The sequence below is a fragment of the Pseudomonas sp. Fl4BN1 genome, from assembly GCF_009908285.1.
Taxonomy (GTDB): domain Bacteria; phylum Pseudomonadota; class Gammaproteobacteria; order Pseudomonadales; family Pseudomonadaceae; genus Aquipseudomonas.
In genome coordinates this window covers 19,708-45,565 of sequence record NZ_JAAARM010000034.1, presented here as the reverse complement: position 1 = coordinate 45,565, position 25,858 = coordinate 19,708, and the positions used below count along the sequence as shown (strand labels likewise).

Below are 25,858 nucleotides of genomic sequence, written 5' to 3'. Positions count from 1 at the left end.
GCTAGCACGACTCCCTGCTTTTACTTGCAGCTTGCCGCTTGAAGCTTACGGCTGCTCTTGCTTGAAACTTGCCGCTGTTACTGAGCTATGGTCTTCACCGAAACGCCACGCTCCACCGGAGTAGAACGCCCGTAGATATCCTCAAACCGCTCGATATCGTCTTCACCCAAATAGCTACCCGATTGCACTTCGATGATCTCCAGCGGGATCTTCCCGGGGTTGCGCAGGCGGTGCACCGAGGCAATCGGGATGTAGGTGGACTGGTTCTCGCAGAGCAGGAACACGTTCTCGTCACAGGTGACTTCGGCGGTGCCACTGACCACGATCCAGTGTTCGGCGCGGTGGTGGTGCATCTGCAAAGATAGGCAGGCCCCCGGCTTGACCGAGATGTGCTTGACCTGGAAGCGCCCGCCCATGTCCACCGAGTCGTAGGAACCCCACGGGCGGTAGACCTCGCAGTGGTTCTGGGTCTCGCTGCGGCCCTGTTCGTTGAGGGTGTTGACCATCTGTTTCACCCCTTGGACCTTGTCCTTGTGGGCAATCATCATGGCGTCCTTGGTTTCCACCACGACGATGTTTTCCAGGCCGATCACCGACACCAGCTTGCCGTTGCCGTGGATCATGCAGTTCTTGCTGTCCTGGATCACCACGTCGCCTTTGCTGACGTTGCCGTTGGCGTCTTTTTCATGCACGTCCCACAGCGACGACCAGCAGCCCACGTCGCTCCAGCCAGCGGTCAGCGGGACTACGCAGGCGCGTTGGGTCTTTTCCATCACCGCGTAGTCGATGGAGTTGTCCGGGCAGCAGGCGAAGGTGGCTTCGTCGATGGTCACGGTGTCCGGGTCCTGCTGGCTGCGTTCCAGGGTCAGCAGGCAGGTGTCGTAGATGTCCGGATCGTGTTTCTTCAGCTCTTCGAGGAAGCGGCTGGCGCGGAACAGGAACATGCCGCTGTTCCAGAAGTAGCCGCCGGCCTGGACGAACTCGGTGGCGCGTTTTTCGTCGGGCTTTTCAACGAAGTGCGAGACCCGGCTGACTCCCTCCGGGAGCAGGGCGTCGTGGCTGGACTTGATGTAGCCGTAGCCGGTTTCCGGTTTGGTCGCCGGTACGCCGAACAGCACCATTTCGCCACGCTCAGCGGCCACGGTGGCCAGGGCCAGGGCCCGTTGCAGGGCTTTCTGGTCGTCGAGGACGTGGTCGGCGGGCAGCACCAGCATCAGCTCGTCGCGGCCTTCGTTGACCAGCATCATCGCGGTCAGGGCCACGGCGGGCGCGGTGTTGCGGCCGAAGGGTTCCATGAGGATGCGCTGGGATTCGAGGTTACGGTTGGCCAACTGCTCGTTGACGATAAAGCGGTGGTCCTTGTTGCAGACCACGATGGGGGTGTCCATGCCTTCGAACACCAGGCGCTCCAGGGTCTGCTGGAACAAAGTGTGTTCGCCGGTCAGGGCGAGGAACTGCTTGGGGAATTGCTTGCGCGAAAGCGGCCAAAGACGTGAGCCGCTACCACCTGACAAGATCACCGGAATCATGTTGTTACTCCTTCAAACATCGTATGGGTTAGAGCTACTGCGTTCTGTCGTTTCACTCTTGTTTTTGTTGCGTGCCCGGATGCGTTGCCTGCCCCCTGTAGGAGCCGGCTTGCCGGCGAAGGGGCCTTTGAGCCTTGTGTCGGGCTTGAGGGCGCCTTCGCTGGCAAGCCAGCTCCTACGAGAGGCGGCGGGTGCGGCGTGCATCCGGAAATTCGTTAGCGGGTGGAGACTGGGCGCTTGACCCACACCGGCGACAGGCTGCTGCCGTTGCCGGTGACGTAGAGCACCGCCGCTTCGCCGCGCTCCAGGGCCACGGGCTTGAGGTCGCTGACCTTTTTCTCGCCGTCATACAGGGCGAAGCTGACCTTTACCGGGTTGATTTCGCGCTCGCCGCGGCCCTTGGCCGCCACGGCCTTGACCACGTCGGTCTTGCCGTCGGCGGTCTTCAGGGTCAGGGCCTGGTCGCTGAGGTTCTGCACCCGCACCAGGGACTTCTGCTTGTTCTTGAACGGCGGTTCTTCGATCAGTTGCGGCTGGCCGCTGGCGTTGTTGACCAGGGTGTAATAGTGATCGGCGGCCAGTTTTACCGGCACGCTCTGGCTGCCCACCTTGGCGCTGTAGTCGCCGCCGGGCATGAAGCTGAAGTCGCTGCTGGCCAGGGGCGCGACGTCGTTGACGTTGGTGCTGCCCACCGTGGCGCTGACTTCGCTGTTGCTGGCGTTGTACAGGCGCACGAAGGTCGAGCCCTTGGGCGCGGTGGGGCCGTACAGCGCGGCATCGCCACCGGCGAAGGCGGACAGGGACAGGACGCTCATGCCGGCAGCCAGGGTGATTGCTTGGGCGAGACGGCGAGGAGTAGTGATGACAGTCATGAGTGTTACCTCTTTTCAGTTTTGCGCCCGATCGGGCGTCTCGGATTTCGGGGTGTTGTTGGCTAGGTTTTGCTGGCCGGGCTGGGTAGAAGTTGCTGCGCTCGGCAATCCAGCGTTAAAAACAGGCTCGGACTGCTCATTTACAGCTCGTAAACTCCGCGTCCTCGCCTGTTTTTGCCTTGTCTTGCCTTCGCTCGCGACGCTTCTACTCGGCCCGGCTTGAGCACCGGCTTGCTTGAGCTCTGCGACCCACTGCGGGTCGGCGTCGCCGATTTCGTTGTTCACCGGCAGATAGCGTTCAGGGAATTCCCAGATCAGCACCTGGGGCGGGTGGTTCTTGAAGTCGTCGCTTTTCAGGTAGCTGAGCATCGGCAGGATCGGCCCGTGGCCGTCTTCGGCGTAGCTCAGCACGTCGCTGTGCAGGGCCTGTTTCAGGGCACCGACGAAGTTCCAGCTGGGGTTGGCGCTGTAACTGGTGCCCACCAGGGTCACTGGCACTTCGTGGTCGGCGAACAGCGCGTCGTCGGCGGCCGGCTGTTCGTCGCTGGCCCGGGTTACGCGCTTTTGCAGGGGCTCTTCGGCGGGCATCAGGTTCTCGAACAGCGGGTCCAGGGGCAGGAAGCGGCGCAGGTCGCCCTGGTGCTCCACGGTCTCCTGGGTTTCGGTGACGAAGCGTTGCGGCTGGCCGCTGAGCGGGGTCTTGGCGGCGATGGTCTGGGCCAGCTGGCGGGCGACGACTTCGGCGCCCGCCGGGGTCCAGTGGGTGTCGGTGCGCAGAAACACTTGCTGGCCCTGCTGCTTGGCCTGTTGCAGGGGCCCTAGCAGGTCGGGGGCGAGGATCTTGTTGGCGGCGACCCGGGCGTGGAAGTCCTGGTAGAGGTTGGCGTGAATGCGCGCCGGGCGCACTTCGTCCATGTGTTCCGGGTACAGGCGCACCTTGGCCGGAACGATCGCCATCAGCAGTTTCACCCCGTGCGCCTTCAAGGTCTGGCGCACGCCTTCCACCAGGGCGTAGTTGCCCTGCAGGTTGAGTTCCTCGTTGACCACCGGGTTGAACTCTTCATCGCTGTACAGCCACTGGTCGCGGCCCAGCACCACCCCCGGGCGGCCTTCGTTGAACAGCTTGAAGTCCAGGGCGGCCCAGAGGTTGGTGCCCAGGCGCTTGATCGGGAACTGGTCGTCGTAGTGGGTTTCCACCGCCTTGGCCCAGCGCCCGTTGAGCACGGTGGCGTCATTGTTGGTGCTGAAGCCGAAGAAGCTGCGCGCCGACCACAGCCCGAGGACCAGCAGGGTCACCAGGAACAGCGCGATGTAGAACACACGTAATGAGCGGGTCATGGGCAGATCCCTCAGAACTGGAAGTAAAGGAACGGCGAGAAGCTTTGCGCCGAGAGTTTGAGAATCGAGGCAATGAACAGCAGCAGCACCAGGGCGCGCATGGCGTAGCGCGACCAGTCGGCAGTCCAGTAGGCCGGCTGCACCTGGGCCTCGCGGCCGACGATGTAGCCCGGTTGGTGAATGCTGCCGGGGTTGTCCCCGGGTACCGCCTTGATCAGGCCGGGCTGGGCGCTGGCCGGGCCGTCGGCTTGGCTGTCGACTTCAGGCTTGGCCTTGACCGGCGCCGGGTTGCGGTACAGGTCACGCAGGCCGAAGTACGCCAGGGTGGCGTAGGCCAGGACCAGGGTCGCCACTTGCAGGCCGGTGAGGCTGGCGCGGTTGAGTTCCGACAGCGACCAGTCGCCGAAGCTGAACATGGCGCCGTACATGCGGCCTGCCACGTGCAGGTTTTCGGCGCGGAAGATCACCCAGCCCATCACCACCAGCAGGAAGGTCAGGGCCCAGCGCACCGGGTTCAGGCTGCGCGGCGTGGTGTTGATGCCCAGGGCCTTTTCGATGGCCAGCCACATGCCGTGCCAGGCGCCCCAGACGATGTAGGTGAAGTTGGCGCCGTGCCACAGGCCGCCCAGGAGCATGGTCAGAAACAGGTTGCGGTAGGTGATCAGGGTACCTTTGCGGTTGCCCCCCAGGGTGATGTACAGGTAGTCCCGCAGCCAGGTGGAGAGGCTGATGTGCCAGCGCCGCCAGAACTCGGTGATGGACTGGCTGATGTAGGGCTGCTTGAAGTTTTCCATGAAGCGAAAACCCATCATCAAGCCCAGGCCGATGGCCATGTCGCTGTAGCCGGAGAAGTCGAAGTACAGCTGCGCGGTGTAGGCCAGGGCGCCGAGCCAGGCGTCCCCGGTGGTGGGGTTGTGCAGGGCGAAGCAATGGTCGGCGACCACCGCCAGGGTGTCGGCGATGAACACTTTTTTGATGAAGCCCTGCATGAAGCGGGTGCAGCCTTCGGAGAACTTGTCCAGGGTGTGGGTGCGATTGTTGAACTGGTCCGCCAGGTCGCGAAAGCGCAGCACGGGGCCGGCGATCAGGTGCGGGAAGATCGCCACGAACGCCGCGAAGTCGATCATGTTGCGGGTGGCCGGGGTGTCGCCGCGGTAGACGTCGATGATGTAGCTGATGGACTCGAAGATGTAGAACGAGATGCCGATCGGCAACAGCACGTGGGTCAGGATGAACGGCTCAAGCCCCATGGAAGTCATGATGGCGTTGATGCTGTCGACGCCGAAGTTGGCGTACTTGAAGTAGCCGAGGATGCACAGGTCCACCGCCACCCCCAGCAGCAGCCAGCGCTGGGCGGGTTGGGTCCTGACCCCGGCGGCGCCGACTTTCAGGCCGATCCAGTAGTTCCACAGGGTGACCCCGGCGAACAGCGCCAGGAAGTCCACGCGCCACCAGGCATAGAACAGGTAGCTGGCGATCAGCAGCAGCAGGTTGCGATAGCGTTGCCCGCTCAAGTAGTACAAGCCGAGAAAGATCGGCAGGAACAGGAACAGGAACACATTGGATGAGAAAACCATCCCGATCTCTCCATGTTTAACCAATAGTCAGAGGCCGGAGCCCCCCCAAACCCCCCCGTGAAAACCGGGGAAGCGGTACTGCGTGTAGCGCGCCCTGTGTAGGAGCCGGCTTGCCGGCGAAGGCGTCCTTGGATGTGACGGTGTCCTTGAGGGCCTCTTCGCTGGCAAGCCAGCTCCTACGGTGGGTCGTTTGCGGGTGGTGCTCAGGAACCTTTTTCGTGGGCCGGGTCGTAGACCTTGGTCAGGTCGCCCCCCAGGCGGAAGGTCTTGAACGGCTGCATCTTGTGCTTGCGCGCAAGCACATCTGGGGCGCAGGTGTAGAGGCTGCAGTAGGGTTCCAGCCAGGCGAATTTGGAGTCGACCTTGAGGTCGGTCATGTCCTGTTGCTTGCCGTTCTTCTGCTCGAAGGTGTCCGGGTCCTTGACCCCGGCCAGTACCCGTTCGCCCAGGCGCTTGAGGGCGCCGTGGTTTTCCTGGCGCAGGTCCACACCATTGACCTGGGCGAAGCTGGCGATCATCGCCAGCGGCGGCAGGGCGTAGTTGTGGTAGGCCAGGGCCCGTTGCTGGCGCTTGAGTTCGTTGGGTAAGAAGCCGTCGGCGTCGATCTGGTTGGCGCCGACCTTGTATTCCTTCACTGCCCAGTCGAACAGGTCGCGGCGGTTGGTGGCCACGGCGGTAGCCATTACCGACCAGGCGGCCCAGTAGGAGTGGTTGTTGGTCTTGTCCAGGGGCAGGTTGTCCCAGTCGCTGACCACCTGGTCGGCCATCTTGCTGAACCAGGCTTCGATCTTCTGCGCCTGTTCCTGGTGGGTGGCCAGGGGGTGGGAGTCGGAGAACTTCAGCCGTAGGTAGGCCGAGGCCATGCTGCCCAGGGCCCATTTGCGCATGGACTTGCCGGTGTGGTTGAAGTCCCTGGACATCAGCGCATCGGCCTGGGCCCAGGCGCTGAGCCAGGCGAGGGTGCAGTCCAGCTGTTCCGGGCGGCCGTCGCGCATGAACTGCATGACCCGCTTGCTGGTGCCGCGCTCGATCTTGGTGATGTCCGCGGTGGTGTCGCGAAAGGCCTGTTCGGACTGCACATTGAGGGTGGCCCGGGCCTTGTCCGAGCCTTCGTACTTGCTGCGAAACTGCAGGGCGCCGGTGTAGGGCGCCGGCATGGCGTCGCAGCCCTCGCTGTTGTCGCCGCTCTTGAACTTGTCCACCGGGGCGAAATAGCCCTGGGGCGGGCGCAGCGGCGCAGCGGCCTGGGCGCTGCCGGTAACGATGGCCAGCCCCAGCAGGCTGGGGATCAACAAGCGTTTCAAGTCTGTGCTTTGCATGGGAAACCTCATTGCCCGATTTGCGCGGTGCGTTGCTCGGCGCTCGGGAATACGTTGCGTTTGCAAATTTTCGCTTCGACCTTCTGCCCCGCCGTGCCCGCTTCCGGGCCCTGGACTTCGACCGCCAGCAGGTTCTGCGCGGCCCAGTCTTCGTCGCTACGCAGTTCGAAGGCGAAGCGCCCGTCGGTGTCGGACGTTTGCGGTTTTTCGATCTTGATGTCCTCGTGGCGCCCGTTCATGTACCAGAGGGTGGCTTGCAGGGTTTTCACCGAAGGGTCGGCGAAGCGGATGTCGACCTGATGGCCGCTGTTGCGCAGGTCCAGGTTCTTGCTGTTGACCAGCAGTTCATTCTTGCCGGGCTTGAGGGTGGTGCTGCCGGTCATCTGCGCGTCCTTGCCTTCGCAGCCGTTGTCCAGCAGGGCCATCATCTGCCGGTAGATGGTTTCCTGGTCCAGGCGGTACAGCGGCGAGAATTCCCAGATCAGGATCTTCGGCGGGCTCTTCTGGAATTCATCGCTGCCCAGGTACTGCAGCATCGAGCCTTCCAGGCCGCCGCCGGGGAAGGCGACGTTGAGAATGTCGGCACCGATGGCTTCTTCAAGGAAGCCGGCGAAGTTGTAGTTCTTGCCACTGTGGCTGGTGCCCACCAGGGTGATCTGCGGGTTGCCGGAATCGCCGAACAGGTCGCCGTCGCCGGCTTCGCCCTTGGGCTCGGTGGTGAACTGGTCCATGTACTGGATGGCGTAGCTGGTGCCGCACAGTTGCCCGGCCATGTTGTGCAGGGTGCCGGTCTTGCCCATGCGCCCGGATTTGCGGGTCTCGAATTCACGCCGTGGCACGTCGGCGAAGGCCGGCAGTTGCTTGATCTGGTCGGCGACGATCTGCGCCGTGCGCTGGGCGCCGTAAGGCGTCCAGTGCTGGTCGCCGCGGAAGTAGAAGTCGTGGGCCGGCAGGGTTTCGGGCAGCTGTTCGTTGGTCAGCGGCGAGAGGTCCGGCACCACGTAGCCCATCTGCGCGAAGCGGCCGAGCATGGCCTTGTAGTTGCTCAGGGCCTTGTCGTAGTCGAAGCGGGCTTTTTGTGCCGGGTTGAGCTTGTTGCGGTTCACCAGGCCGCGGGTCGGCTGGTAGACCAGCACCAGCTCCACGCCCTTGCTCTTGAAGGCTTGGTGCAGCTGCTGGAGGCGGCGGTAGCCTTCCGGCGTGGTGTTGAACTCGGTGCGCAAATCTTCCTGGGTACGGAACAGCCAGTCGCCCTGGGCTTGCACCAGGGTGGTGAAGTTCTGCTGGTAACGGGTCACGTAGTTTTTTGCATCGTGGGCGGCCGGGCACAGGTTGCAGCACGGCTCGGCCTTGAAATTTGGCGCGGCGCTGGTGGCGCTGCTTTCGTCGGCACGGGCGCCGGCGCTGGCGGCGAGAATCCCCGCGGTCAGGGCCGACAGGCCCAGGAGTTTGATCCAGTGTGGGTGCATGACAGTCATCCTCAATCGCGCATTTCGGTCTGGCGTTCGACGGGGTCGATCAACACGGCTTTCTGCTGGCGCACCAGCAGGTCGAGAATTTCATCCTGGCGCTCGCCGAGGATGCCGGAGAAGCTGATGCCGCTGCTTTTGGTCGGCGCCAGCATGGAGACCCGGTACAGCTCCACGCTCAGGGGCGAGTCGATGGACATCGGCCCGCTGCCGTTGGCCGCCAGCTCGCCGCCGACCACGATCAGCGAGACCTGGGCGTCGAACGGGTCGAGCTTGATGTCGCGGTCGGTGTCGGACAGGTCCTTGATGTGGCCGTAGACCCCGGTCAGGCCGTTGGCCATGGCGATGTTTTCGTACAGGCGAATGTTCACGCTGTTGCGAATGCGGATGCCGTGGCGGCGGTTGCTGATCACCTTATTGCCGTAGATCAGGTTGTCGGCACTCTCGTAGAGGGTGATGCCGTCGGTGTGGTTGCGGTAGATCTCGTTGTAGGCGATCAGGTTGTTGACGCTGTTACGGTCGATCACCAGCCCGGAAAGGTGGTTGTCGTAGCTGCGATTGTTGAAGATGAAGCTGTCGTTCACTTCCCGGGAAATGATGATGCCGTGCTTCTTCTTGGTGCCGTGGACGCTGTTGTCGGCAATGATCAGGCCGTGGGAACGGTCGTGGGGGTCGATGCCGTAGACGATGTTGTCCTTGTAGGTGTTGCCCTTGAGCACGAAGTCCCGGGTCTCGTAGCAGTAGAAGCCGTACCACATGTCCGAGAAGGTCGAGCCGATGATCCAGCCGGTGGGCTCGGGGCGCTTGAGGACCTTGGCCATGTTCGGCGTGTACTGGGAAATGCTCACCCCGTAGGACTTGGAGTTGGCGTAGCCGAAGCTGGCCATGGTGCTGTTGACGATGTAGGTCTGGGTGCCGCCCCAGGCCAGCAGGAACGGGCGGAATTCCTTGGGCGAGCGGAAGGTCGCCGGGCCGTTGTCTTTCTCGCGCCAGCCGGTGACTTTGCTGTCACGCACGAACAGCTGGCCGTCGTTGACCAGGAACGAGCCGCCTTCCTGGGACAGGCGCAGCTCCTGGGTCTGCTGGTCGATTTCCAGGATGCCGTGGCGGCCGACGACGATGGGCACGCGCGCCAGGTAGACCCCGGGCGCGGTCTCGCTGATGTACTGCTTGGGCAGCTTGCCCACCAGTTGCTTGAGGTTGACGTAGCCGTCGTCGATGAAGATCGCCTGGGGAATGCCGTGCTGGCGCACCACCCATTCGGCCATCTTGTTGTCGCCGCCGATAAAGTCCTTCAGGGCGTCTTCCTGCATCATCCGGCGCACGCTGATCTTGCCCGGCTTGCTGCGCACGATCTTCGCCGCGGCCGCTTCGGCGGTGTAGCCGGAGAGGTCGGGCAGGGTCGGCTTGGCCAGGGCCAGGGGCTCGGTGGGGGCACTGCTGACGGTGTAGGTCTTGGCCTGTTGCAGCTCCTTGGCGACGATTGGTGCCTTGGCCGCTTCGACGCTGGCGAAGGCGCTGCTGCCGGCCAGCAGCAGGGCGCCGGCCAGCAGGCTCAGGGAGCCTTTGTAGCGCTGGCTGTTGTGGGGGTAGCCATTCATGTCGGGCACTCCTTTGGCGGCTTGCATCAGAAGCGCCAGATCACGTCGATAAAGGCGCGGTGCATGTAGGAGTCGACCTCTTTGCCGTAGGCGTCGCCGGGCTTGAACACGCCACCACGAAAACGCACCAGGGCCGAAGGTTCATCGATCGACTGGCTCAGGGCCGCCGGCAACAGGCCTTGCTTGAAGTACTTGGTGACCACCAGGTCCATCTCCTGGCCGAGGTCTTTCTTGCCGTCCATGAGTGGCAGCGAGGTGCTGCTGAGCAGGGCGCCGGTGGTGTCGTCGTAGTTGTTGTCCACAGCGTTGATGCCGTTGCTGCCCACGGGCTTGTTGCCGTCCACGCGCCAGAACTTGTGGTAGACCAGGCTGGCGTCGTAGTCCTCGCGCAGCTGCCAGGAGCCGAACAGGGTGGCGGTCTGGGTGTTGTTCAGCTCGCCGCGAAAGGCCTCGCCGAAGCGATGCATGCGCGAGCGGGTGCCGGTGAAATTGGAACGGTTGCTTTGCAGGCCGTTCTGCTCGTACTCGGCACTGGCCCGGGCATAGGCCGCGCCCACTTGCCAGTTCGGGTCCAGGCGCAGGCGCACCCCCAGGTCAGTGGCCCAGCCATCGAGATTGTCGCCGCGCTTGGCTTGGGTCGGGCGGCTGCCGTCGGCGTTCAGCGGGTTGACCGTGTCGCGGTCGCCGCGCATGCCGGTGAGGCTGGCCCAGTAGTTGACGGTATTGGTGTTGCGCCAGTTAAAGGCGTCGCTGTTGGCTTCCAGGCCGAGCCAGGTCAGGTCGCCGTTCTGTTTCTTGTCCAGCGGGTCGCTGGCCACCCCAGGCTGGGCATAGTCGAGCTTGCCGTCGTCATGGGTATGGTGGGCGCGGATGCCCACCCACTGGCCGGGGGTCCACTGGTAGGCGGCGTCGGCGTACAGGTGCAGGCGATCCTTGTCCTTGGGCGCCAGTTCCTTGAGGTCGGTGCGGTATTCGCTGAAGCGCTCGGCGGCCCCCAGGTTGGCCCGCAGCAGGGTGGTGTCGAAGGTCCAGTTCAGCGCCTCGATGTTGGTGTCGCGCCATTGCCCGTCATCGTTGCGCAGGCGCTGGCGACCGAACTTCAACTGCTCGCCCGGGTAGGCGGTGAAGCCGCTGTAGCCGACCCAGAATTCGCGCATGGCCAGGTAGTTCTTCTTGGTCTTGCGGTCGTCGTTGCTGGATTGCTGGCTGGCGTCATCGCTGGACTGTTGCAGGGTGTCGGTTTCGATCACGTCGGTGGAGGTCACCGCCTGGCCCATGGCGTAGGCGCTCCAGTTGCCGCTTTCGCCGTAGACCCAGGGTCGCAGGTCGAGGCCGATGCCGTTGACGTCGCCACCGCCCTGGGTGCCGAGGTCGCGATCGTCCTCGGACTGGCCGGTGATCTTCACTTCCAGGCCGAAGTTCTTGGTGTCGGTGAGGGCGGCCAGGGTCGGGTTGGACCAGATCATGGCAACACCCAGGGCCATGCCCAGTTTCGACAGGCTGCAGCGCTTGCCTGCGGCAGCGGCTACAGGGGCGGTGTTGAATGGGGTGAGCTTCATAGGGATTCCTCGCCGTCTTCTTCCTGCAGGGCGTGCAGTTGCAGCGTGTTCTGGGTCAGGGCGCCACGTACCGCCTGCTCCTGTTGCAGCAGGCGCTGGGCTTCGGCGCGCTGGCCGGGGGGCAGTTGTTGATCCAGCTGCTGGGCCAGTTCGTTGGCCTGGGGCGTGTCCTGGGTCTTGGCCAGCTGGCTGAAGACGTAGGCGTTGACCGGGTTGGGCGCGGTGCCGCGGCCCTGGGAAAACAGCTGGGCAATGGCGAAGTCGGCGCTGTTCTGGCCGTTGCGGGCGGCGGTCAGCAGGTGGTCCAGGGCTTTTTGCGGATAGACCTGGCCCAGGTAGCCACGGCGGTAGATCTGCCCCAGGTAGTAATCGGCGGCCACTTCCTTGCCCACGGCTTTCTGGAAGTGTTCTTCGGCGACCTTGGCGTCGGCCGGGACCCACTTGCCTTCGTAGTAGAGCTTGCCCAGCAGCAGTTCGGCCCGGGGCTGGTCGGCGGCGCGGCCGTTGTCCAGGTACTCCATCATCTTGTCGACGTCACCCAGTTCGGGGAAGTCGTAGAGCAGTTGCGCCAGGCTGACCCAGGATGCCGGGTAGCCGGGGGCGACCTGTTCCAGCAGGGCCTGGGCGGTCTTTTCGTCCGGCTTGCCGAGGCTGGCATCCCCCAGCACCCGGGCCACGCTGTCGACCCGCTGGGCGCTGATGGCGCCGCGGCTATAGCCGGCCTGCAACTGCTTGATCAACTCGGCCTGCTGCTCCGGTTGGCCGCGTTTCTGGTAGACGGTGGCCAGTTCGACGTAGCAGATGTCGGTGCTGTTGAGGGCGGCCTTGCAGATGCTTTCCACCTGATCCAGGTGCTGGTCGTAGGTGCCCTGGGTGCGGTAAAGCAGGACCTGGGCCAGCCCGGCCTCCGGGTAGCCGGCGGCGCGCCATTGGCTGATCTGCCGCTGGGCGTCGACGTTGGGGAAGCTGTGGGGGTATTGCAGGTACAGCATCGCCAGGGGGATCAGGGTGTTGCCTTCGCGATTGGCAAAGGCTTTTTTCAGCAGACCCTCGGCTTCGTGCTGCTCGGCTTCGGTAGAGCCGGGCTTGGCCACCAGCAGCCGACCCAGGCGCGCCTGGGCCCGTGGCGAGGTGTCGGCCGCGGCGCGGTAGGTGGCCTCGGCCTGCTTGATCTGCGCCGGGTCGCGGCTTTCCACCTGGATGTCGGCCAGGCCCACTTGCGCTTCGCTATAGCCCAGGTCCGCCAGCTGGCGGTAGTTCTGCTGGGCCAGGGCGGTGTCACCGCGCTTCAGGGCTTGGTTGGCCAGGCGCTGGTCCGGCAGGCCGGCGCAACCGGCCAGGCTCACGGCCAGCGCCAGGGAGCACAGGGCCAGATGGCGACGGCCTGGGGCGCTTTCGCGAGCAAGCTCGCTCCTACGGGGGGCGGCGTTGCTCGGGTAGGAGCGAGCTTGCTCGCGATCGAGTGCGCAGCACTCGCCAATCAAAAGGCTAGTCACAGGCATGTCCTCCGCTCAGAGACCGGCGGCCATGGCTTTGTCGATCAGCCAGTTCATCGAAGGGCCGCGGTCGCTGCTGACTTCCACCGGGCGGCCGGCGAAGGTGCTGCTCAGGGGCGCGTCGGGCTTGATCTGTACGCGGATGTCGGAGGACAGGTCGTTGCTGTTGAGGCTGGTGCTGCTGACGATGGTGCCGCGGCGCACGGTGTCTTCATCGGCAATCTGGAAGTTGACCTTGGTGCCTGGGCGTACATCACCGAATTGACGGTAAGAGAAGCGCGCCTCGACGTTGGCCAGGCTGTTGCGCGGCACCAGTTGGAAGATCACGTCGCCCTTGCTGGCGTACTGTCCGTCGGCCACCCGTTGCTGGGCCACGGTGCAGTCGCAGGGGGCGGTCAGGGTGCCGGTCATCTGCTTGCCGAACAGTTCTTCGACCTTGGCCGGTTGCAGCTGGTTTTCATCCAGGTGGCCCTTGAGCACGTCCAGCATGCTGGTGCTGAAGGTGGCCAGTGGCGCACCTTTGGCGACGTTGCCATCAGTCTGCACCAGGCTCTGTACGGTGCCATCGCGGGGCATGGTCACGTTCATCCCCGGTACGCTGACCAGGCCGGCCTCGGCGTGGCTGACGAAGTACATGCCGTACACCGACTTGAGCACGAAGCCGAAGGCGGCGAGGCCGACGATGAAGATTCCGGCGCTGAAGGTCACCGCCCGCAGGCGGCCCAGCGGGCTCATGCCGCTGCCGCTGTCCTTGACCTTTCGCGCCTTGGTGAAGTTGTCGCGCTGCAGGGTGGCGAGCACGTCGCCCATGCTGACGATGTCGCCGGCCAGGTGCGAGGTGATCAGGTGGCGCAGGGTGGAAATGTCCTGGGGTTCGAGGTTCTGGAACTGGCAACCAACGCGACCGTTCTGGCGATCGAAGGAACGGATTTGCAGCTCGACGTCCATGGCCAGTCCAAGGTTGTCGATGACGAATTGCAGGCGGCCCTTGTGCACCGCGCCGATGCTCAGCATCTGCTGCCCGGCGTTGAAGCTCAGGCCGCCGGCGGAGAGGTCGTGGACCCGTACTTCAAGAGGTTTGGCCTCGTTCCCGAAGAAGCGCAGCTTGGCCGGGATCTTGACCCGGGCGTGCTGGCGTTGGGCTTCGGATTCATGCACTACGTTGACGTTCATGGGGGTGTTCATAGAGTCGATTTCCTAATTTCAGGCAAGGCGGTTCAGACCATCAGCAACAGCACGGCGACGAACACGCTGCCGGCCGAGAAGGTCATGGTCCGAGACGACCAGGTGTTGAACCAACGTTGAAAGCTGGCCAGGTCGCGGGTCAGCTTGGTGTCCTGGCGGGTCCAGGATTGCTGGTCGAGGCGGAAGAACACGTAGATCTTCACCAGCGCGCCGACGATCTGGTTGTAATAGAGAATCAAGGGGTAGGCCGGGCCGATGCGGTGCCCCGAGCAGGACAGCAGCAGGGTCAGGATCAGCCGGGTAATGCCGATCCACAGCAGGTAGGCGAGGATGAACGCGGTGCCGTACTTGAAGCTGGCGATGAGGGCCACGGTCAGGCCCAGCAGCGAGGTCCACATCGACACGCGCTGGTCGAACAGCACCACGCTGGTGAACAGCCCCAGGCGTTTGATGCCCAGGCCCAGGGCCCGGGCGTTCTGCCGCAGGTTGTTGCCGTACCAGCGGAACATCAGCTTGCGGCTGGCCTTGATGAAGCTCTTCTCCGGCGGGTGCTCCACGGTGTTGATCGCCGCGTCGGGCACGTAGAAGGTGTCGTAGCCCAGGCGCATCAGGCTGAACCAGCTGGACTTGTCGTCGCCGGTGAGGAACTTGAAGCGGCCCAGGCGCCAGTGCTGCAGGGAGTCGCTTTCGACGTCGGCGATGAAGTCCGGGTCGGTGACCACGGTGGCGCGGAACACCGACATGCGCCCGGTCATGGTCAGCACGCGCTTGGACAGGGCCATGGAGCACATGTTGATGTGGCGCTGGGCGAAGCGCAGCTTGTGCCATTCGCTCATGATGTAGCCGCCGCGCACTTCGCAGAATTCATTGGTGGTCAGGCCGCCGACATTGCCGAACAGCTGGAACCAGGGCACGGTCTTGCGCACCACGCCTTCGCCGAGCACGGTGTCGCCGTCGATCACCGCCACCACGGCACGGCTGTCCGGCAGGTGGCGGGAAATGGCGCGGAAACCGAAGGCCAGGCCGTCGCGCTTGCCGGTGCCGGGGATGCGCACGAAGTCCAGCTTGACCCGCTCCGGCGGGTTCATCCGCGCCCACAGGCTTTTCACCAGCAGCTCGTCGGACATCTCCACGATCGAGCAGACCACGGTGGTGGGGAAGCCGCAGTCGATGGCTTCACGGATCACCGAGCCGTAGACCTGGGCGGTGGTCAGCGCGTCGATCCGGAAGCTGGTGACCATCAGGTACACATGGGACGGGTCCGCCGCGCTGCCGAGCTTGCGCACCTTGCGCCGCAGGTGCGGGTAGACCACGTAGAGAAACAGCATGCCGCGGACAAAGTGCGTGGCACCCATGGAGTAGCGCCAGATGCCCACGGCGCCAATCAGGAAAATGAAGTCCTTGGACTGCGAGTCGAAGGTCGAGGCGGGCAGCAACAAGGCCATGCCCATCAGCAAACTCAAGTAGAACAGCCAACCGGCGGCCTGAAGCAGGCCGTGCTTTAGCCTGTGCATAATCTGCGTCCATCAAGGTCTCGGGCGAGCCTGTGGGGTGGCCCGAGGGGGGTTAAGGCAGGCGTGGAGATTGGGGTGAGACTGTTCGCTGGCAAGCCAGCTCCTACGGGGATGGGGTAGGAGCCGGCTGGCCGGCGCAGCCTTACCAGCAGATCCCTTCGGTACGGCCCTGGCTGCAGGTGGCCTTGGACATGAAACCCACCAGGTCGATGACCTGCTTGCCGTGGGGCACGTTCTGGGCCAGGGCGCGGAACTTCTCGTCGCGGTTGCCGAGGATGATCAGGTCGGAGTGATTGATCACCGCGTCGAAGTCCGAGTTGAGCAGGGACGAGACGTGGGGGATCTTCGACTCGATGTAGTCCTTGTTGGCGCCATGGACCCGGGCGTACTCGACGTTGCTGTCGTAGATGCTCAGGTCGAAGCCCTTGCCGATGAGCATTTCCGCCAGCTCCACCAGCGGGCTTTCGCGCAGGTCGTCGGTGCCGGCCTTGAAGCTCAGGCCGAGCAGGGCGACCTTGCGCTTGTCGTGGCTGGAAACGATGTCGAAGGCGTTCTGCACCTGGGACTCGTTGCTGCGCATCAGCGAGTTGAGCAGTGGCGCTTGCACGTCCAGGGCGCCGGCGCGGTAGGTCAGGGCGCGCACGTCCTTGGGCAGGCAGGAGCCGCCGAAGGCGAAGCCCGGGCGCATGTAGTACTGGGACAGGTTGAGGGTCTTGTCCTGGCAGACCACGTCCATCACTTCACGGCCGTCGACACCCACCGCCTTGGCGATGTTGCCGATCTCGTTGGCGAAGGTGACCTTGGTCGCGTGCCAGACGTTGCAGGTGTACTTGATCATCTCGGCGACTTCGATGTCCTTGCGGATGATCGGCGCGTCGAGCTCTTCGTACAGCGCTTGCAGCACATCACCGGAGGCCTGGTCGAACTGGCCGATCACGGTCATCGGCGGGAAGTCGTAGTCCTTGATCGCGGTGCTTTCGCGCAGGAACTCGGGGTTCACCGCCACGCCGAAATCCACCCCGGCCTTCTTGCCCGAGCAGTCTTCGAGAATCGGGATCACCACGTTTTTCACCGTGCCCGGCAGGACCGTGCTGCGTACCACGATGGTGTGGCGGGTGGCCTTGTCGCGCAGGACGAAACCGATCTCGCGGCACACCGATTCGATGTAGTCCAGTTCCAGGTCGCCGTTCTTCTTGCTCGGGGTGCCGACGCAGATCATCGACACGTCGGTATCGCGAATGGCTTCGGCGAAGTTGGTGGTGCCGCGCAGACGAGCGTTCTGAATCCCTTGAGCCAGAAGTTCACCCAGACCCGGTTCGACAATCGGCGATTTGCCGGCATTGATCAGGTCGATCTTGTCTTTGGATATATCCACGCCAACCACTTCATGGCCCCGTGCGGACAGGCAACCGGCACAGACTGCACCGACGTAACCCAAACCAAATATGCTGATGCGCATCGAATTTACCTCTGTGTTATTCACGCCATTAGATGGCCGGAGTTCATGTTTGCCAGCTGTTGTTGCACACTCGGAAGTACAGCGAAGTACGCTGTAGTGTCGTGTGCAGGCAGACTAAGTTCCGAGTGATTAAATAAATGCACTCAAGTTGTGCGCAACCGATCCATGTTGTTTTGACTTGCCCTTGAATGTTGCCGGCGGCTCCTGCTGCAGGCCCCTTGGGAAAACCATCCGCGTTCCTGTGGATGGCTGGATGCCATGTAATTGGGGCTATCCAGTTGCTTTCCGTGGTCCTTGAAGGCCAGCTGTTTCTTGGCTCATTAGGGGATAGTTGGGACGCTTTATCTCCTTTTGATAAGTCTTTAGTTCAAGTTTGTGACTCATTGGTCAAACCAATTCTGTAAAGTAATTGGTTTTTCCTGAGTGCGTGTAAGTCATCTCTTACAACGTCGTTAAGAATCGTTACCGGTGGTATGAGCAGTGGCTGCAGGCATAGTTCCAACCCATTCATCTTGTTTTTTGAAAATTATTGAATTGTTGAGAAAGATGGCACTGCTCTCAAATTGATAGCACTAAGGGTTTCGCCCTTTAGTTGTGGGGAGATAAAGCGATGGGGTACTTTTGTGCCACTACTGAATAAAAAAGTGGTGCCACTACTGAAAAAAAATACGGCTGTCGAGTGAAATAAAAGTTATGAAGAAATATGAAAGTTTAATGGCGCCAGAAAATTGGCTTAATAAAGGTGAGGAATGTGCGAATGATCACATTCTGGCGCGCTCGCCGGATGAAAACGAGCGCGGCAGGGGAACGCTTTATTCCGCTGCGTGGTCGCGCAGGAATACCAGGTTGTCGGCTTTGGACTGTTCCGCGCTGTAGCGGTAGCCCTGGGCGTCGAACTGCTTGAGCTGGGCAGGGTCGTTGATGCGTTCCTGGATGACGAAACGGCTCATCATGCCCCGCGCCTTCTTGGCGTAGAAACTGATGATCTTGTACTGGCCGTTCTTCAGGTCCTTGAACTCGGTGTTGATGATCCGCGCGTTGAGGGCTGGGCGCTTGACCGCCGAGAAGTACTCGTTGGAGGCCAGGTTGAGCAGCAGGTCGTCGCCTTGTTCGTGCAGGGCTTGGTTCAACCATTCACTGATGCGGGTGCCCCAGAAGGCATACAGGTCCTTGCCCCGGGCGTTGGCCAGCTTGGTGCCCATTTCCAGGCGATAGGGCTGCATCAGGTCCAGCGGGCGCAGCAGGCCATAGAGGCCGGAGAGCATGCGCAGGTGTTGCTGGGTGTAGTCGAAATCCGCCTCGCTGAGGGTTTCGGCGTTGAGCCCGGTGTAGACGTCGCCCTTGAACGCGAGCAAGGCCTGCTTGGCGTTTTCCGGGGTAAAGGCCGGGGTCCAGCTGCCGAAGCGTGCGGCGTTGAGGCCGCCGATCTTGTCGGATACGTGCATCAGTTCACTGATCTGCGCCGGGGTCAGTTCCCGCAACTGCTGGATCAGTTCCTGGGAGTGATCGAGGTATTGCGGTTGGGTGAAGCGCTGGGTTACCGGCGGCGTCTGGTAATCGAGGGTCTTGGCGGGGGAAATCACCATCAGCATGAGTCGTCTCCTTTAAGCGTCGGGGGATTCTAGGGGTTGGGGCGCCTGGACTCCACCTATGATGGCGATAGTCGGGGCCCCTTCGCCGGCAGCCGGCTCCTACACGGCCCGGTAGGAGCTGGCTTGCCAGCGAAGGGGCCGTCATGACCATGCCTGATCCCCTGCATAGATCGGCTATAGTGCCGCGCGGGTTTTGTTCTGGAGGCATCCCTTTTGCGTATCGCGTTTTTGTTCTCGGCCTGGCTTTTGAGTTTCGGCGTGCTGGCAGCGCCCAATGATGTGGCGACCCTGGATCGCAGCACCTGGCCGGAAAAGCTCGACAGCCCGGTCCTGTTCGATGTGGCCTCGCGGGCCGAGATCCTGACCTTTGCCCGTGCCCTGCTGGTCAGCGAGGCCTGGGACGAGGGCTCGCTCAAGCAGCGCCTTGGGCTGCGCATGATCAACATGGAGGCGATCAACAGTCTGCGTGAGCATCTGTGGCAACGCTTGCTGGAGAACTACAACTTCGCCCAGCAGAGCTGCGATCAGGACGCCTCATTCTGCTTCCTGGTGGAAAACATGCCGCAATTGCGCAAGCAGGCCGGCAAGTTCCAGCTGGCGGCGGACTCCTATTACGCCCGTTGGGGCGAACCGAGCCGGACCTTCCACGAGCAGTATCTCGACGAGTTGCTGCGCAAGGCCGCGCTGTTGCCGCAGACCAGCAGCGAAGTGCTGCGCTTTGGCGACTACGAGCGCAATGGCGACGAACTCAATGACCGGCTGTTCCTGCTGACTTTCGACAGCGCCGCCAACCTGGCACCGGACAACACCCCGTGGCTGACCGGTTACCTGCGCAAGGCCAACCTCAGCGGTACCTTCTTTGTGTTGGGCAACGACATCCAGAACCGCCTCAACCAGGCGTCGGTGGCCAGCCTGCAGTCGCTGTATTCCCGGCAGTGCGTGGGTGTCCAGGGCTGGGAGTATCGCTCCCACAGCCACTGGCAGGATTGGCAGTATTCGATCCAGCGCAGCGCCGAGCTGGTGAAAAGCAAGCTGCCGGAAAACTATGTACCGCTGTTTCGCCCGCCTTACGGCCAGCGCCGTGCCGATGCCCAGGGATTCTTCAATGCCCAGGGCATGCAGGTGGCGTTGTGGGACATCGATGCCCAGGACGGCGCCGGTAAGCTCAAGGCCCAGGACAGTGGCCAGCGGGTTCTGACGCTGATGCTGCTGTGGCGGCGCGGGGTGATTGCCTTCAATGCCAAGCAGGATGGGGTCAAGAGCACGCTGCCCTGGTTACTGGCACAGACCGCGCAAAGCGGGATCGGCTGGGAGGATTGTCAGGAGGCGTTTCGCTGAAACGGTAAACCTGCCGGAAACAGGCGATTTAGCCGATAAAAGAGCTGAACTTGCAGAAGATTTCGAGCCAGGTGAACTTATGACTTTAGCGGTGCCCGGACAGCTCGCCAAGGGCTTTTCGTCACTCTGAAAAATAAACTTCAAAAAAGCGTCAAAGTGCTTTTTCCTGTCATGGTTTTTGGAGTATTACGAAGTCAGACCGCCGAAACCTGCAACACAGGTGGCGTCTCCCAAGACTCCTTGTGTGCAGCTCACCTGAACCCCAGCGGGTGAATTCGGTGGCCCTTCGAGGCGCGATACCCCATGGTGTTGCGTCGACTGGCTCCCACATAAGGTGACCGAGTATGGATGACCACGGACGTAGCTCTTCTTCCAATCAGCCAATCCTTTATGTACTCGATACCAATGTATTGATTCACGATCCCAACGCCCTGCTGAACTTCGAAGAACACCACGTCGCCATCCCGATGACCGTCCTTGAAGAGCTGGACAAGCTCAAGAGCGGGCATCACAGCGTTGCTGCAGAATGCCGGCAGGCCATTCGCCTGATCGACAAGACCCTCGGCGAAGCCTCTCCCGAGGATGTCGAACTGGGCGTACCGATCCAACGCGGCAAGAGTGGGCCCAAGGGCTTGCTGTCGATCCTGATGAGCAAGCGCAACGAGCCCAATAGCCTGTTGCCGGACAATCTCAACGACAACATCATCATCAACCAGTTGATCGACCTGCACGCGCGCAACAAGGACTTGCCCGTGGTGCTGGTGACCAAAGACATCAACATGCGCCTCAAGGCGCGGGCCTGCGGGATCGCCGCCGAGGACTACAGCACCGACCAGCTGGTGGACGATGTGTCCCTGCTGCCCAACGGCTTCCACAACATGAGTGGTTCGTTCTGGGATCGCGTGAGCAAGGTGGAAACCCGCCAGGACCACGGTCGTACCTGGCACCAGGTGCAGTTGATCGACAACCTGCCGGCGGTACACATCAACGAATTCATCATCGACGAGCAGGGCTTTGTCGGCTGGATCAAGGAAATCCGCGCCGATGTGCTGCTGATTCTCGACCTGCATCAGGAACCCCTGTTGCACCAGGAAGCCTGGGGCCTGAAACCGCGTGATATCTACCAGGGCCTGGCGCTGTACGCGCTGCTCGATCCGGACATCCATCTGGTCAACCTGTCCGGCGCCGCTGGTTCCGGCAAGACCATCCTGGCCCTGGCCGCCGCCATCGAGCAGACCATGGTCAGCAAGCGCTACCGGCGGATCATCGCCACCCGCAGCGTGCAGGGGCTGGACCAGGAGATCGGCTTCCTGCCGGGCACCGAGGCGGAGAAAATGGAACCCTGGCTCGGCGCGATTACCGACAACCTTGAAGCCCTGCACATGGATGACGAGAACACCCATGGCAGCGTCGACTACATCCTCAGCAAGGTGCCGTTGCAGTTCAAATCCCTGAACTACATCCGCGGTCGCAGCTTCCAGCAGAGCCTGATCCTGATCGACGAATGCCAGAACCTCACCCCGCACCAGATGAAAACCATCATCACCCGTGCCGGCGCCGGTTCCAAAGTGGTGTGCCTGGGCAACCTGGCACAGATCGATACCCCTTACCTGTCGGCCACCAGCTCGGGCCTGACCTACCTCACCGAACGCTTCAAGGATTTCCCCAACGGTGTGCACATCACCCTGCAAGGGGTGCCGCGCTCGATCCTGGCGGAATACGCCGAAACCCACCTGTAACCTCACCCCTGAAACACAACGGGCGGCCCTTGGGCCGCCTGTTGTGCATGTGGCGCAGGCTTAGGCCAGTTGCTGCAGTTCCTCCAGCTCGCTAGAGCGGCTGTGGGCGCGGGCCATCAGGCTGTAGATCGACGGCAGGACGAACAGGGTGAACAGGGTGCCCACCAGCATCCCGATGACGATCACCAGGCCCAGGCCGAAACGGCTGCTGGCGCCGGCGCCGGAGGAGAACAGCAGTGGTACCAGCCCCACCACCATGGCGGCGGTGGTCATGAGGATCGGTCGCAGGCGGATCCGTGCGGCGCGGATAATCGCCTGGGCCGGGGTATAGCCGTGGGCGATCCGCAGCTCATTGGCGAACTCCACCATCAGGATGCCGTGCTTGCTGATCAGTCCGATCAAGGTCACCAGGCCGATCTGCGTATAGATGTTGATGGTTGCCAGTCCCAGCGCCAGCGGGATCAACGCGCCGCAGATCGACAGGGGGACGGTGATCAGGATGATCAATGGGTCGCTCAGGCTTTCGTACTGCGCGGCCAACACCATGTAGATGACGATGAGGGCGAACAGAAACGTCAGCAGCAGGGCGTTGCCTTCGTGGATGAACTGGCGTGAGTCGGCTTGCCAGTCGTGGCTGAAACTGGCGGGCAGCTCCTGGCTCTGCTGCTGCAGGAAGGCCACGGCCTGGCCTAGGCTGACCCCCGGCGCGGGGATGCCCTGGAAGATCGCTGCGTTCTGCTGGTTGAACTGCTTGAGCTTGTTGGGCTGGATGCTGTCATGCAGGCTGACCACGGTCGACAACGGCACCTGGGCGCCGCTGTCGGTGTCGACGTAGAAGCCGCTGAGGGCTTGCGGGGTCAGGCGTTGAGCGGCGGTGCTTTGGGGGATCACGTCATAGGAGCGTCCCTGCAGGGCGAAACGGTTGGTGTAGTTCTCGCCAATCAGCACGGCCAGAGTATTGCCGACGTCCTGCATGCGAATCCCCAGGCTATTGGCTTTGCTGCGATCGATGCGTACTTCGGTCACCGGGTTGTTGAATGCCAGGTCGCTGTCCACCACCGCGAACAGGCCGCTGGAGCGGGCCTTGCTCTTGATCTCTTCCATGGCCTGGTACAGCGAGCGGTAGTCCTCGGTGCTGCGGATTACCAGTTGCACCGGCAGGCCACCGGTGGACGCCGGCAGGGGCGGCAGTTGAAAGACGAAGATCGAGTTGCCCTCCACCGCGTCGACATTTTGTTGCAACTCGCTCTGGATGCTGGCTGCACTGCGCTGGCGTTGCGACCATTCGCTGAAGTTGACCCCGGCGAAACTGGCGGCAACGCCATCGTTGCCATTGATGATCCAGGTGCTGACGGTCTCTGGCAGGGCTTGAAGTATCGCGTCCAACTGGTAGGCATACCGCTCGACGTAATCCAGGTTGGCATGCTGTGGCGACTTGATCGCCAGCAGCAGGTTGCCCTGGTCTTCGTTGGGCGCCAGTTCCTTGCTGGCGTGGCCGTAGAGCCACGGCAGGCTGAGCAGCACCAGGGCGGCAAATGCCAGCACCGCGCTGCGCCAGCGCAGCGAGCGCACCAGGCCGTGCTGGTAGAGGCGTGCCAGCCAGTGGAAAAACTGCTCGGCCCAACGGCTCATGCGGCCTTCCTGCTGGCCCGTCGGCAGCAGCTTGGCGCACATCACCGGGGTCAGGGTCAGAGCCACCACCCCGGAGATCAGCACCGCGCCGGCCAGGGTCAGGGCAAACTCCTTGAACAGCGCACCGGTCAGCCCGCTCATCAGGCCGATGGGCATGTACACCGCGGCCAGGGTGATGGTCATGGCGATCACCGGCGAGGCAATTTCCCGGGCACCGACAAAGGCTGCCTGGAGCGGCGTACGGCCTTCCTTGAGATGACGGTGGATGTTCTCCATGACCACGATGGCGTCATCCACCACCAGGCCGATGGCCAGCACCATGGCCAGCAGGGTCAGCAAGTTGATGCTGAAGCCGAACAGCTCCATCAGTGCCAGGGCGCCGACCATCGACAGCGGGATGCTCACCACCGGAATCAACACGCTGCGCACCGAACCCAGGCACAGGTAGATGATGGCCACCACGATCAGCACGGCTTCGATCAGGGTTTCGATCACCTCGATGATTGACGCCTGGATGAAGTGGGCGGTCTCGAAGGCCAGGGCCACTTCCACGCCCGGTGGCAGGGTCTTCTGGATCTCCGGCAGCAGGCGCTTGATGTCGGCGACGATCAGCAGCGGATTGCCCTTGGGGGTGGCGTACAGGCCCAGGTGCACCGCTGGCTTGCCGTCCATCAGGGCGCTGGTTTCATAGGAGGCCGAACCCAGCTCGACCCGGGCGATGTCCCGCAGGCGCAACAGGTGGTCACCGCGGTTGCTGATGACCATGTCGCGAAACTCGTCCAGGCTGCTGAGGTCGGTGTTGACCTGGATCGAGGAGATCACGTACTGGCCTTTGATCTGGCCGGGAGCGGCCTGGAAGTTGTTGGCACGAATCGCCTGTTCCACCTGGGCCGCGCTGATGCCGTGGCCGGCCATCCGTTGCGGGTCCAGCCACAGGCGCATGGCCAGGCGCTGGCCGCCGAAGGTCTCGACTTTGGCTACGCCTTCGATACTGGAAAACAGCGGTTGCACCACCCGGCTCAGGTAGTCGCTCAGCGCCGAGGCGGACAGCGAGCGACTGGCAAAACCGACATAGGCCACGGCCGTGGCGTCTCCTGCGGAGCGCTCGATCACCGGGTCGTAGGCCTGCTCGGGCAGGCGATACTTGACCTGGTTGACCTTGGCGATCACCTCGCTGAGGGTCTTGGATGAGTCCTGGTTGAGGGCCATGCGCAGGGTAATGAGGCTGCGCCCCTGGACCGAGGACGAGCTGACGTAGTCGACACCCTCCACAGATGCCAGGGCCTGGTTGATTGGCTGGGTGACAAAGCCTTGCATCAGCTCCGCCGGGGCGCCGGGGTAGTCGGTGGTAACGCTGATCACCGAGCTCTCCAGCAGCGGGTACTGCCGCACCGGCAGGTTGCTGTAGGCCTTGAGGCCGGCCAGCAGGATCAACAGGCTGACCACCAGCGCGAGCACCGGGCGGCGAACGAACAGATCGGTGAATCTCACGGCGTCTCTCCAACGGCGACGGTGGCGTCAGCGGTGTTCGGGGGGGTGAGCACGCTGTGCTGCTGGGGCTCGATCGCCGAGCCGTCACTGAGCTTGATCTGCCCGGAGATCACCACCTGTTGACCCGGCGCCAGGCCGCTGTCGATGACCACGCGGCCGTCGCGCCGCTCACCGGTCTTGACTGATACCCGGCGCACCGTTGGTGCGCCCTGGCCGTTCTCGGCGGGCTGGACCACAAACAGTTCTTCGCCGTAGGCGTTATAGGTCACGGCGGTTTCCGGCACGCTCAAGGTGTCACTGGGCATGGGCTGGGCCAGGCGTACGCGGGCGAACATCCGTGGCAACGCCGCGGCCGGTGCATCTTGCAGGCGGGCCTGGACACTGAGGGTGCGAGTGCGATCGAGGAACGGGTCGAGGGAACTCACCACGGCACTGAGCTTCTGCTCGGGCAGGGCGTCAAGGACCACCTCCAGCACCGCCCCCGGCCTGACTTGGGGCAGGGCTTGCTCCGCAACGCTGAAGTTGACGTACAGGCCCTTGTCGCCCACCAGGTTGATCAAGATGTCGCCGGGGTTCACATATTGACCCAGGTGGACCTTGCGGATCCCCAGGGTGCCGGAGAAGGGCGCGCGAATGGTGCGCTGCTCGATCTGCGCGGTGAGTGCCTGCAACGCCCCCTTGGCGGTGGAAAGTTCGGTCTGGGCATCGTCGAAGGCCTCCTTGGAGGTGGCATTGACCGATACCAGACGCCGCGAGCGCTCCAGCCGCACCTTGGCGTTTTCCATTTCGCCTTGCAGGCGCAGCAGATTGCCGCGTTGAGGCCCATCGTTGAGCTGCACCAGGACCTGTCCGCGCTCGACCCGCTGCCCGGACTGGACCAGCAGTGCGACGATGCGCCCGCCGATTTCCGCCGGTACGCTGACTTGCTGGACCGCCTCCAGCTCGCCGATGGCTTCCAGGTACCGGGTGAACGGCTGCAGGCTGGCGTTCGCCACCGCGACCTTGACCGGGGCCTGTGCGTAGGCCTGGGGGCCGGGCCGGGTTCCGTGCCACAGCCACCAGGCCAGCAGGCCGAGGATCAACAGTGCAGCGATCAGCACCAGTTGCGCGCGCAGGGACGGGTGCTTGGTTACACCGACGGACACCAT

At 62.9% G+C, this 25,858-nt stretch carries 16 protein-coding genes and 1 pseudogene; 2 read left to right on the top strand and 15 right to left on the bottom strand.

The features are described from left to right. Window positions 1–77: 77 nt before the first annotated feature. From GV818_RS27435 to yaaA, 13 genes and pseudogenes are all read right to left on the bottom strand, one after another. Window positions 78–1,529 (bottom strand): mannose-1-phosphate guanylyltransferase/mannose-6-phosphate isomerase, encoded by a 1,452-nt coding sequence (locus tag GV818_RS27435; protein WP_161755392.1) that lies wholly within the window; start codon window positions 1,527–1,529, stop codon window positions 78–80. Between the two features lie 215 nt (window positions 1,530–1,744). Further along, window positions 1,745–2,401 carry an alginate O-acetyltransferase AlgF gene (locus GV818_RS27430; RefSeq protein WP_161778018.1) on the bottom strand — a complete coding sequence of 219 codons (657 nt, stop codon included), beginning with the start codon at window positions 2,399–2,401 and terminating at the stop codon, window positions 1,745–1,747. 219 nt (window positions 2,402–2,620) lie between these two features. Beyond that, window positions 2,621–3,739: pseudogene (locus GV818_RS27425) on the bottom strand (alginate O-acetyltransferase); the annotation flags it as partial. Window positions 3,740–3,750: 11 nt separating this feature from the next. After that, window positions 3,751–5,316 (bottom strand): MBOAT family O-acyltransferase, encoded by a 1,566-nt coding sequence (locus tag GV818_RS27420; protein ID WP_161778017.1) that lies wholly within the window; start codon window positions 5,314–5,316, stop codon window positions 3,751–3,753. A gap of 203 nt (window positions 5,317–5,519) precedes the next feature. Beyond that, window positions 5,520–6,635, bottom strand: a complete 1,116-nt coding sequence (locus GV818_RS27415; RefSeq protein ID WP_161778016.1) for a mannuronate-specific alginate lyase — start codon at window positions 6,633–6,635, stop codon at window positions 5,520–5,522. An 8-nt stretch (window positions 6,636–6,643) separates the two neighbouring features. Then, window positions 6,644–8,104, bottom strand: coding sequence for an alginate O-acetyltransferase (locus GV818_RS27410; RefSeq protein ID WP_161778015.1), 1,461 nt, complete (start codon window positions 8,102–8,104; stop codon window positions 6,644–6,646). 11 nt (window positions 8,105–8,115) lie between these two features. After that, a complete protein-coding gene (gene algG, locus GV818_RS27405) occupies window positions 8,116–9,705 on the bottom strand; it encodes a mannuronan 5-epimerase AlgG (RefSeq protein WP_161778014.1) in 1,590 nt (529 codons plus the stop codon). Between the two features lie 26 nt (window positions 9,706–9,731). Beyond that, on the bottom strand, window positions 9,732–11,264 hold the full coding sequence (locus GV818_RS27400) for an alginate export family protein (RefSeq protein WP_372242128.1): 1,533 nt from the start codon (window positions 11,262–11,264) through the stop codon (window positions 9,732–9,734). Beyond that, window positions 11,261–12,766 (bottom strand): alginate biosynthesis TPR repeat lipoprotein AlgK, encoded by a 1,506-nt coding sequence (gene algK, locus GV818_RS27395; protein WP_161778013.1) that lies wholly within the window; start codon window positions 12,764–12,766, stop codon window positions 11,261–11,263. The genes GV818_RS27400 and algK overlap by 4 nt, the downstream gene beginning before the upstream one ends. A 9-nt stretch (window positions 12,767–12,775) precedes the next feature. Next, window positions 12,776–13,945: an alginate biosynthesis protein Alg44 gene (locus tag GV818_RS27390; RefSeq protein WP_161778012.1), complete on the bottom strand. Its 1,170-nt coding sequence runs from the start codon at window positions 13,943–13,945 to the stop codon at window positions 12,776–12,778. Window positions 13,946–13,977: 32 nt separating this feature from the next. After that, a complete protein-coding gene (gene alg8, locus GV818_RS27385; RefSeq protein ID WP_161755376.1) occupies window positions 13,978–15,459 on the bottom strand; it encodes a mannuronan synthase in 1,482 nt (493 codons plus the stop codon). A gap of 142 nt (window positions 15,460–15,601) precedes the next feature. Next, window positions 15,602–16,918, bottom strand: coding sequence for a nucleotide sugar dehydrogenase (locus GV818_RS27380; protein WP_161778011.1), 1,317 nt, complete (start codon window positions 16,916–16,918; stop codon window positions 15,602–15,604). Window positions 16,919–17,730: 812 nt separating this feature from the next. Further along, window positions 17,731–18,510 carry a peroxide stress protein YaaA gene (yaaA, locus tag GV818_RS27375; RefSeq protein WP_161755372.1) on the bottom strand — a complete coding sequence of 260 codons (780 nt, stop codon included), beginning with the start codon at window positions 18,508–18,510 and terminating at the stop codon, window positions 17,731–17,733. Between the two features lie 213 nt (window positions 18,511–18,723). On the opposite strand from yaaA, the gene GV818_RS27370 reads away from it, so the two are divergent. Both GV818_RS27370 and GV818_RS27365 read left to right on the top strand, forming a co-directional pair. After that, window positions 18,724–19,848 carry a polysaccharide deacetylase family protein gene (locus GV818_RS27370; protein ID WP_161778010.1) on the top strand — a complete coding sequence of 375 codons (1,125 nt, stop codon included), beginning with the start codon at window positions 18,724–18,726 and terminating at the stop codon, window positions 19,846–19,848. A gap of 344 nt (window positions 19,849–20,192) precedes the next feature. After that, on the top strand, window positions 20,193–21,587 hold the full coding sequence (locus tag GV818_RS27365) for a PhoH family protein (protein WP_161755368.1): 1,395 nt from the start codon (window positions 20,193–20,195) through the stop codon (window positions 21,585–21,587). A 60-nt stretch (window positions 21,588–21,647) separates the two neighbouring features. Here GV818_RS27365 and GV818_RS27360 read toward each other — a convergent pair whose 3' ends face one another. Next, window positions 21,648–24,710 (bottom strand): MexW/MexI family multidrug efflux RND transporter permease subunit, encoded by a 3,063-nt coding sequence (locus GV818_RS27360; protein WP_161755366.1) that lies wholly within the window; start codon window positions 24,708–24,710, stop codon window positions 21,648–21,650. Further along, on the bottom strand, window positions 24,707–25,858 hold the full coding sequence (locus GV818_RS27355; protein ID WP_161778009.1) for an efflux RND transporter periplasmic adaptor subunit: 1,152 nt from the start codon (window positions 25,856–25,858) through the stop codon (window positions 24,707–24,709). The genes GV818_RS27360 and GV818_RS27355 overlap by 4 nt, the downstream gene beginning before the upstream one ends.

Bases quoted from the DNA above. Each gene is read 5' to 3' on its own strand.
- GV818_RS27435 (WP_161755392.1), bottom strand. From the start codon at position 1,529: ATGATTCCGGTGATCTTGTCAGGTGGTAGCGGCTCACGTCTTTGGCCG.
- GV818_RS27430 (WP_161778018.1), bottom strand. From the start codon at position 2,401: ATGACTGTCATCACTACTCCTCGCCGTCTCGCCCAAGCAATCACCCTG.
- GV818_RS27420 (WP_161778017.1), bottom strand. From the start codon at position 5,316: ATGGTTTTCTCATCCAATGTGTTCCTGTTCCTGTTCCTGCCGATCTTT.
- GV818_RS27415 (WP_161778016.1), bottom strand. From the start codon at position 6,635: ATGCAAAGCACAGACTTGAAACGCTTGTTGATCCCCAGCCTGCTGGGG.
- GV818_RS27410 (WP_161778015.1), bottom strand. From the start codon at position 8,104: ATGCACCCACACTGGATCAAACTCCTGGGCCTGTCGGCCCTGACCGCG.
- algG (WP_161778014.1), bottom strand. From the start codon at position 9,705: ATGAATGGCTACCCCCACAACAGCCAGCGCTACAAAGGCTCCCTGAGC.
- GV818_RS27400 (WP_372242128.1), bottom strand. From the start codon at position 11,264: ATGAAGCTCACCCCATTCAACACCGCCCCTGTAGCCGCTGCCGCAGGC.
- algK (WP_161778013.1), bottom strand. From the start codon at position 12,766: ATGCCTGTGACTAGCCTTTTGATTGGCGAGTGCTGCGCACTCGATCGC.
- GV818_RS27390 (WP_161778012.1), bottom strand. From the start codon at position 13,945: ATGAACACCCCCATGAACGTCAACGTAGTGCATGAATCCGAAGCCCAA.
- alg8 (WP_161755376.1), bottom strand. From the start codon at position 15,459: ATGCACAGGCTAAAGCACGGCCTGCTTCAGGCCGCCGGTTGGCTGTTC.
- GV818_RS27380 (WP_161778011.1), bottom strand. From the start codon at position 16,918: ATGCGCATCAGCATATTTGGTTTGGGTTACGTCGGTGCAGTCTGTGCC.
- yaaA (WP_161755372.1), bottom strand. From the start codon at position 18,510: ATGCTGATGGTGATTTCCCCCGCCAAGACCCTCGATTACCAGACGCCG.
- GV818_RS27365 (WP_161755368.1), top strand. From the start codon at position 20,193: ATGGATGACCACGGACGTAGCTCTTCTTCCAATCAGCCAATCCTTTAT.
- GV818_RS27355 (WP_161778009.1), bottom strand. From the start codon at position 25,858: ATGGTGTCCGTCGGTGTAACCAAGCACCCGTCCCTGCGCGCGCAACTG.